The organism is Pseudomonas sp. SDO5591_S426, from assembly GCF_054070755.1.
In genome coordinates, this window is sequence record NZ_JBSVXD010000218.1 from 1 (window position 1) to 8,521 (window position 8,521).

Below are 8,521 nucleotides of genomic sequence, written 5' to 3' on the forward strand. Positions count from 1 at the left end.
CGCGTGCAGTCTGAATGAACGCGGCGCCTCGACGTCCATCGCGAGCAGGCTCGCTCCCACAGGGGATCACAAAATAGCCGCGTTACTGCGCTGGGCTTGCTTCAGGTAGGCACCCAATTCCCGGGCCGGCAGCGGTTTGCTGTAGTGATAACCCTGACCTTCGTGGCAGCCTTCGGAAATGATGTAGGCCTCCTGCTCGGCGGTTTCCACGCCTTCGGCGATCACCTGCATGCCCAGGCTCTTGCCCAACTGGATGATGGCGCGAACGATGGTCGCGTCGTCGTCGTCATCGAGCAGGTCTTGTACGAAGCTCTTGTCGATCTTGATCTTGTCCAGCGGCAGGCTTTTCAGATAGCTCAGGGACGAGTAGCCCGTACCGAAGTCGTCGATCGCGATCAGGGCGCCGGAGCGCCGCAGGCTGAGCAAATGCTGGGCGGCGGTGCTGATGTCTTCCATCAGGCCGGTCTCGGTGACTTCCAGTTCCAGACTGCGCGGTGGCAGGCGATACATTTGCAGCAGGTTGTTGACCACCCTTGGCAATTCGGCGTGGTGCAGTTGCACGGTGGACAGGTTCACCGCCATGCGCAGGTCGCTGAAACCCTGGTCGTGCCAGTCGCGCAACTGTTTGCAGGCCTGATCCAGCACCCACTCGCCAATGGCAATGATGGTGCCGTTCTGCTCGGCCAGCGGAATAAACAGGTCTGGCGGAACCAGCCCGTGTTCCGGGTGTTGCCAGCGAATCAACGCCTCCACACCGACCACCCGGTGATCGCGGTAGCTGATCTGCGGTTGGTAGACCAGATAGAACTGCTCGCGGGCCAGTGCGTCGCGCAGATCTTTTTCCAGTTCGCGACGGCGGCGCATCTCGGTGTCGACGCTGGCGATGTAGAACTGATAACGGTTGCGCGAGCGAGTCTTGGCCAGGGTCATGGTCTGCTCGGCTTTTTGCAGCAGCTTCTCGGTGCTGTCGCCGTCCTCGGGGAACAGGGTGATGCCGATGGTGGCGCGCAGGCGGATTTCCTGATGATCGAGGGCAAACGCCGCTTCCAGGTCATCGAGAATGCTTTGCGCCAGTTCGGCGGCTTCGTAGGGTTGTTCGATATCGGCCTGCACCAGGGCGAACTGGTCGCCGCCGAGGCGGGCGAGGGCGCCAAGGCGTCCGCTGTGCGCCCGCAGGCGATCGGCCAGGGCCAGCAGCAACTGGTCGCCGGTCTGGTAGCTGAATTGTTCGTTGATGCCCTTGAAGTCATCGAGGCCTACGCACAATACCGCGACCCGTCGTTGCAGTTTTCCAGCGTCGACGAGGATCTTGTCCAGCTGCGTTTGCAGCTGCTGGCGGTTCGGCAGGCCGGTGAGGAAATCGTACTGGGCCATGCGCAACAGGCTGTTTTCCGCTTCGTGGCGCAAATGAGTGTTGCGCTCGATGGACTCCAGCAACTGGTTGGCGGTGTTGATCCAGATCCCCAGTTCGTTTTTCTCGTGGCCCTTGAGCTGCGGAATCTTGTGTTCGCTGGGGCGGTCCGGATTGATTTCGGTCAGGTGCTCAATGATCCGCGACAGCGGTTTGGTCAGCAACCAGTGATAGACCAGATACAGCACCAGCCCCATCGCCAAGGCGCGCAAAACGCCGGAAATGAAGATGATCACCGAACTGACGATAAAGCCCTGGCCGTAAGTCGCGGTGTCGAGGGTGATGCTCAAGTCACCGTAATACTCGCTGTAAGGCCCGCGACCGACCAACTGGGTGGTGAAGGTGCGTTCCTTGCCAAGGATCAGGTCGGTCAGCCAGCGACTGCTGGAGTGCTGCAGCTCACGGGATTTCTGCGCGAGCATGGCTTCGTTGGGGTGGCCGATGGAAGCCTGGCGCACGGCGTCGTCCTGAAACAGGCCTTCGATCACCTGCATGCCCATTTCCCGGTCCAGGCTGTAGACGGCCTGGGTCGAAGGGTCGCGGAACATGTCGAGGATGCGTTCGGCATCACCGGCGACGGCCTGGCGTGTTTTATAGGCATCGAAAACGATCTGCGCGCAGCTCAAGACCACGCCGACGATCAATGCCGACAGGAGCACGACCCGGAGCAACTTCACCGACAAGCTGTTCTTGAGTTCCAGCTTCAAAGGGCTATTCCTTGTTCCGTGCGGGTAGCATCAAGTTGCCATGAGTATTGGCAATCCCGTGATGGCAGTCAAAGGGTCAATCATCCATGCGGGATTTTGCCTGCAGCTTGGCCGATATGCAGTTTTTGCGTATTGGTCCGATTAGTACTGTGTCGGTTGTCGAGTCCTTCAACTTGAGGGGGGATGTGGAGATATTTTCCTTTTGATTGATGTTAGACGGCTGTGGCGCGGGGGCAAGGGGGGGAAGGCTGGTTTCATCGTGGGAAATTGGCGTGGTTTTGCGGATGTATGTGATTTGTCTGTAGGAGCAAGGCTTGCCCGCGATGGCGGCCTGCGGCCGACCAATTTTCCGGCAGATGTCCCCAATCCTTGTGGGAGCCAGCCTGCTGGCGATGGCGGCCTCAAGGACGCCGCATATCCTGAAAATCGTCTCCCATAAAAAAACCCGGCATAAGCCGGGTTTTTTGACTGACGTCGAGCTTAAGCGGTGAAGGTTTTGCCTTCGAACTGCTCAGCCACGAATTTCCAGTTGACCAGGTTCCAGAACGCTTCAACGTACTTCGGACGCAGGTTGCGGTAGTCGATGTAGTAAGCGTGTTCCCAGACGTCGCAGGTCAGCAGCGGGGTGTCGCCGTTGGTCAGCGGGTTGCCGGCGCCGATGGTGCTGGCCAGGGCCAGGGAACCGTCAGCCTTTTTAACCAGCCAGCCCCAACCGGAACCGAAGGTGCCGATGGAAGTCTTGCTGAACTCTTCCTTGAACTTGTCGAACGAACCGAAGGCTGCGTTGATGGCTTCAGCCAGCGCGCCGGTTGGTTGACCGCCGGCGTTTGGAGCCAGGCAGTTCCAGTAGAAAGTGTGGTTCCAGACCTGAGCGGCGTTGTTGAAGATGCCGCCCGAGGAAGTCTTGACGATTTCTTCCAGGGTCTTGCCTTCGAACTCGGTGCCTGGCACCAGGTTGTTCAGGTTCACGACGTAGGTGTTGTGGTGCTTGTCGTGGTGAAATTCCAGAGTTTCCTTGGAAATGTGCGGCTGCAGAGCATCGTGTGCGTAAGGCAGTGGCGGCAATTCGAAAGCCATGGTGGATCTCCTAATCAGGTCAGGTGCGGTGAGCGCAAGGCCGATCACGGGCGGCCAGACAAGCGCCGGGGAGTTTTATACTCTTTGCGGCGCAGGGTCGGATCATAGCACCGGGGGTGCGGCATAACCACGCAACAACTGTGTGGAATAGAGGTTCCAGAGCCTTTTGGAATAAATCAGCCGGCGCTGATTAACTGGAACGCTACCGCGAACATCATCACTGCCACTAACAGATCAAGAATGCGCCAGGTGCTCGGCCGCGCCAGCCATGGCGCCAACCATGCAGCGCCCAACGCCAGGGTGAAAAACCACAGCAACGAGGCACTCGCCGCGCCCACGACATAGGCGCCGGGCTCGGTCTGTTGCGCACCGAGGGAGCCGATCAGCAACACGGTGTCCAGATAAACGTGCGGGTTGAGCAGCGTCACCGCCAAAGCGCTGAGCATCACCGCCCGCAACGAGCGCACGGTCTGGTTTTCGCCCTGTTGCAGGCTCTGCTTCGAGAAGGCACGACGCAGTGCCTGACTGCCATACCAGAGCAAAAACGCTGCACCACCCCAACGGGCGATGGCCAGCAGAGTCGGGTTTTGCGCCAACACCGTCGCCAACCCGAATACCCCGGCCGCCACCAATAACGCGTCGCAGGCTACGCAGAGTGCCGCGACCGGCAAGTGATGTTCCCGGCGCAGGCTTTGCGCCAGAACAAAAGCATTTTGAGTGCCGATCGCCATGATCAGGCCGAACGCTACCAACAGGCCGTTCATATAGCTTTGCCACATGTCTTTTTTACTCCGCGTTGGCTGCCAGATCGCGCAGCACTTGCATGGCGCGTTCGGCATCGGCCTGGCCGACGAACAAATGGTCGTGGTAGTAACCGGCGATCACGTTGCAGCTGATACCGGCCTTGCCCAGCGCCCTGGCGAACGCGGCGGTCAGGCCGACGGCTTCGAGGGCCGAGTGCACGTTCAAGGTGATCCAGGCCGCGACGTAGTCGAAGCTGAAACCTGCCTGTTCGGCGTGGGAACGTTCGAGAATGACGGTCAGACCTTCCTGCTCGCGGAAGCTGCCGACAACCTCAAGGCCTGCGGGCAATTTGCCGTCGCGCAGGGTGCAGAACACGTATTCGCCGGCGTTGAGTTGCGGGCTCATGCTGCGCAGCAGCGTTGCCAATGAAGTTTCGCCAGCCATGTCGGTATTTCCTGTTCAAGAGTTCTTGCTGGTCATTCTCGGGCAGGACGTTGTATAAGAAAAACCAATATTACTGATCGCTCATTAGGAAAACTGATGTTCGACTATAAATTGCTTTCTGCCTTGGCCGCGGTGGTCGAGCAGGCCGGGTTTGAACGGGCGGCACAGGTGCTGGGGTTGTCGCAATCGGCGATTTCCCAACGCATCAAGTTGCTCGAAGCACGCGTCGGCCAACCGGTGCTTGTACGGGCAACGCCGCCGTCTCCGACCGAGATCGGCCGGCGTTTGCTCAACCATGTGCAGCAGGTCCGCCTGCTTGAACGTGATTTGCAAAGCCTGGTGCCGGCGCTGGACGAAGAAGGTTTGCCGGAGCGATTGCGGATCGCCTTGAATGCCGACAGCCTCGCCACTTGGTGGGCGCAGGCGGTGGGGGAATTTTGCGCGCAACAACATGTGCTGCTGGACCTGATCGTGGAAGACCAGACGGTTGGCCTCAAGCGCATGCGCGCCGGTGAGGTGGCGGGGTGTCTGTGTGCCAGCGAGCGGCCGGTGGCCGGTGCGCGCAGTGTTTTGCTCGGGGCGATGCGTTATCGAGCCTTGGCCAGTCCGGCCTTCATTGCGCGGCATTTTCCAGAAGGTGTGCGCGCCGATCAGTTGGCCCGAACCCCGGCGTTGGTGTTCGGCCCGGACGATTTCCTACAACACCGGTATCTTGCGTCCCTCGGCGTCGATGGCGGATTCGAGCACCATCTATGTCCCTCGTCTGAAGGCTTTATCCGTTTGACCGAAGCGGGTCTCGGCTGGGGGCTGGTGCCGGAACTGCAGGTTCGCGAACAACTGGAGCGCGGCGTTTTGCTGGAGCTTTTGCCAGATAAGCCGATCGATGTGCCGCTGTACTGGCATCATTGGCGCAATGGCGGTCAGTTGCTGGGGTTGCTGACCGATCAGTTGGTGCGGGCATCGAAGCAATGGCTGGTGCCGTTGGACTGACGGACAGCGTCAAGACCTCACGCCCTACGCAATATGCAAAGCGCAAATCGAAATATTCGGAGCACAACATGAAGATTCTGGTCACCGGCGCAAGCGGCTTCATCGGCGGGCGCTTTGCGCGTTTCGCCCTGGAGCAGGGCCTGGACGTGCGGGTCAACGGTCGCCGGGCCGAAGGTGTGGAGCATCTGGTTCGGCGTGGCGCCGAGTTCGTTCAGGGCGACTTGAGTGACCCGGAACTTGCCCGGGAACTGTGCTCCGACGTTGAGGCCGTGGTGCACTGCGCCGGCGCCGTCGGTTTGTGGGGGCGTTATCAGGACTTTCATCAAGGCAACGTGCAGGTCACCGAAAATGTGGTCGAGGCCTGCCTGAAACAGCGGGTGCGGCGTCTGGTGCACTTGTCGTCGCCCTCGATCTACTTCGATGGTCGCGATCACCTGGGTTTGACCGAAGAACAGGTGCCCAAGCGCTTCAAGCATCCCTACGCCGCGACCAAATACCTGGCGGAGCAAAAAGTCTTCGGCGCCCAGGAGTTCGGTTTGGAAACCCTGGCCCTGCGCCCGCGTTTCGTGACCGGTGCCGGCGACATGAGCATCTTCCCGCGCCTGTTGAAAATGCAGCGCAAGGGCCGCCTGGCCATCATCGGCAACGGTCTCAACATGGCCGATTTCACCAGCGTGCAAAACCTCAATGAAGCGTTGCTCAGCAGCTTGCTGGCCGGTGGCTCGGCACTGGGCAAGGTCTACAACATCAGCAACGGTGCGCCGGTGCCCTTGTGGGACGTGGTCAATTACGTCATGCGCAAAATGGAAGTCCCACAGGTTACACGCTACCGTTCCTACGGTTTGGCCTACAGCGTTGCGGCGCTGAACGAAGGCGTGTGCAAAATGTGGCCGGGCCGCCCCGAACCGACCCTGTCGCGCTTGGGCATGCAGGTAATGAACAAAAATTTCACCCTGGACATCAGCCGCGCCCGGCATTATCTGGATTACGATCCGAAAGTCAGTCTGTGGACGGCCCTCGATGAGTTCTGCGGCTGGTGGAAGGCTCAGGACATCCGCGCACACTGAACCCGGTACGGGGTTGAGGGTCAATCGGTGCGGCAGTCGGGTTTATACTCGCCGCATCCAGCCATTACCGCGTTTCACAAAGGTTGACTCAATGTCCATGCGTAACGATGCCAACGACGACTTCGATGATGTACCGAGCCTGCGTGCAGACGTCCTCGACGACGATGATTTTCCGCCGACCACTCGCACCGCCGTGCATTCGCGTACACCGCCTGTGACCAAGGTCAAGGCGGCGAGCACCGGTCCGTTGTGGGCGCTGGTCGGGGCGCTGTTTTTTGCTTTCGCGGGCCTGGCCTGGTGGAGCTTTCAGCAGATTTCGCTGATGGAACAGCAACTGGTGGCGACCCAGGAAAGTTTCGCGCGCATCAGTGAGGAAGCGGCGGGGCGCTTGCAGGATATTTCCGGCAAGGTTGTCGCCAGCCAGACCAACGTCACCAGCGACAGTGAAGCGTTGAAGATGCAAATCAAGCAGCTGGAAAGCAAGTTGCAGGACCAGAGCAAGCAGCAGCAAGGCGTGGTTGGTCAGACTTCTGACCTGGATAAACGTCTGGCGCAGATGACCGCGCAAACCACCGATCTGGACAAGCGCCTGGCGCAGGTCACTGCCCAGAGCACTGAGCACCAAACGGTGAACACGCAATTGCAGGCCCAGGTCAAAGTCTTGATCGGCGATGTGGCCGCGCTGAAAAGTGCCCCGGCAGACAATGAAAAGTTCGACGCTCAGCTGAAAAGCCTCGGCGCCGACATCACCGCTTTGAAGAAGCAAGGCAACCCGAGCGCCGCCATCGAGCGTTTGGAACAGGACATCGTCGTGCTCAAAAGCGAGCAGGACAATCGCCCGGCGCCTGTCCAGGGCTCGGCCAATACCGCTGAGTTCGACGCCTTCCGTGGCCAGGTCACCCGCAACATCAACACCCTTCAGGCGCAGATCCAGAACTTGCAACAGCAGCTGCGCGCCCGGCAGTAATTGCTCTGTAGCAGCTGCCGAAGGCTGCGTTCGGCTGCGAAGCAGTCGTAAAACCGGGCACTTCGGTATGCCAGACAGATCGCGAGTACAGGACTCGCGACTGCTGCGCAGCCGAACGCAGCCTTCGGCAGCTGCTACAGATTCCTGAATATTCGTACATATCCCCAGGCCGTCTACGCTCTTGAAACATCAACAAGAACGAGGGATGCGCAATGGGGTTTCTGCATAAGTTCGCCGTGCTGTGCGTCATGTTTGCGCTGGGCCTGAGCCAGGTGCATGCGGCCGGAACAGAAAAGGACGACAGCAAGGCCGCCATCGCCTTGCTGGAAAAAGCCTTGGCCTACTACCACGACAATGGCGACAAGGCCTTCGCTGCCTTCAGCCGTCAGGGCGAGTTCGTCGACAAGGACCGCTATGTCTTTGTCCTCGACACCAAAGGCGTAATGCTCGCCAGCGGCGGGCCGTCATCGGCATTGATTGGCCGGGACGTTTCGGAAACCCTCGGGCCGGAATTGCAGAAAGCCTTTAAGGACGCCCTGAAAGTGCCGGAGGGCAATGGCATCCAGCAGGCGGAATACCGCTGGCAGAACTGGGCTGACGGCAAGGTCGAGCGCAAGCATGTGTTCTATCAGCGAGTCGGCCAGCGGATTGTCGCAGTCGGTTATTACCTGCCACGGGCATCGGCGGAACAGGCCATGGCCTTGCTGAACAAAGCGGCGACCGACCTGGCCAAGGACGAGAAGGGCACGCTGACGGCGATCAACTCGCTCAAGGGCGGTTATTTGCAGGATGACCTGTATGTGTTTGTCGTCGATCTGGATACCCAGCGTTATGTGGCCCACGGCACCAATTTGCGCTTGATCAATACTGATTTCAGCAAGATCAAGGACCCAGAGGGCAAACCGGTGGGTGAGCCGATGCTGGCGTTGATGGCCAAGCAGGATTATGGCGAGTACGAATATCGCTGGAAGAACCCGGTGACCGGCAAGGTCGAGGACAAGCATGCGTACCTGAAGAAGGTTGGGCATTTTCTGGTGGCTGTCGGGTATTACAGCCCTTGAAGATCAAAAGATCGCAGCCTGCGGCAGCTCCTACAGATGGACGTATTCCAATG

8 protein-coding genes are annotated in these 8,521 nt (G+C 59.5%); 4 read left to right on the forward strand and 4 right to left on the reverse strand.

What is annotated here, in order from left to right; genetic code table 11:
* Nucleotides 1–66 precede the first annotated feature (66 nt).
* From ACW9JC_RS26505 to ACW9JC_RS26520, 4 genes are all read right to left on the reverse strand, one after another.
* Nucleotides 67–2,118, reverse strand: coding sequence for a putative bifunctional diguanylate cyclase/phosphodiesterase (locus ACW9JC_RS26505; protein ID WP_338582727.1), 2,052 nt, complete (start codon nucleotides 2,116–2,118; stop codon nucleotides 67–69).
* A gap of 480 nt (nucleotides 2,119–2,598) precedes the next feature.
* The gene (locus ACW9JC_RS26510; protein ID WP_008022038.1) at nucleotides 2,599–3,195 is read right to left on the reverse strand and encodes a superoxide dismutase; all 597 of its coding nucleotides are present in this window, start codon (nucleotides 3,193–3,195) and stop codon (nucleotides 2,599–2,601) included.
* A gap of 176 nt (nucleotides 3,196–3,371) precedes the next feature.
* Complete coding sequence (locus tag ACW9JC_RS26515; protein WP_338582724.1) at nucleotides 3,372–3,974, reverse strand: LysE/ArgO family amino acid transporter; 603 nt, start codon at nucleotides 3,972–3,974, stop codon at nucleotides 3,372–3,374.
* A 7-nt stretch (nucleotides 3,975–3,981) separates the two neighbouring features.
* A complete protein-coding gene (locus tag ACW9JC_RS26520) occupies nucleotides 3,982–4,383 on the reverse strand; it encodes an ACT domain-containing protein (RefSeq protein WP_457458696.1) in 402 nt (133 codons plus the stop codon).
* Nucleotides 4,384–4,479: 96 nt separating this feature from the next.
* Here ACW9JC_RS26520 and ACW9JC_RS26525 point away from each other — a divergent pair, with 96 nt between their 5' ends.
* The 4 genes from ACW9JC_RS26525 (at nucleotide 4,480) to ACW9JC_RS26540 (ending at nucleotide 8,468) form a co-directional block, all read left to right on the forward strand.
* Entirely contained in the window at nucleotides 4,480–5,373 is an 894-nt protein-coding gene (locus ACW9JC_RS26525) for a LysR family transcriptional regulator ArgP (protein ID WP_416126262.1), read from the forward strand.
* A 68-nt stretch (nucleotides 5,374–5,441) separates the two neighbouring features.
* A complete protein-coding gene (locus ACW9JC_RS26530; protein WP_457458698.1) occupies nucleotides 5,442–6,440 on the forward strand; it encodes an NAD-dependent epimerase/dehydratase family protein in 999 nt (332 codons plus the stop codon).
* A 91-nt stretch (nucleotides 6,441–6,531) separates the two neighbouring features.
* A complete protein-coding gene (locus tag ACW9JC_RS26535) occupies nucleotides 6,532–7,407 on the forward strand; it encodes an ATPase (protein WP_457458700.1) in 876 nt (291 codons plus the stop codon).
* Nucleotides 7,408–7,619: 212 nt separating this feature from the next.
* Nucleotides 7,620–8,468: a cache domain-containing protein gene (locus ACW9JC_RS26540; RefSeq protein WP_457458702.1), complete on the forward strand. Its 849-nt coding sequence runs from the start codon at nucleotides 7,620–7,622 to the stop codon at nucleotides 8,466–8,468.
* Nucleotides 8,469–8,521: the final 53 nt, after the last annotated feature.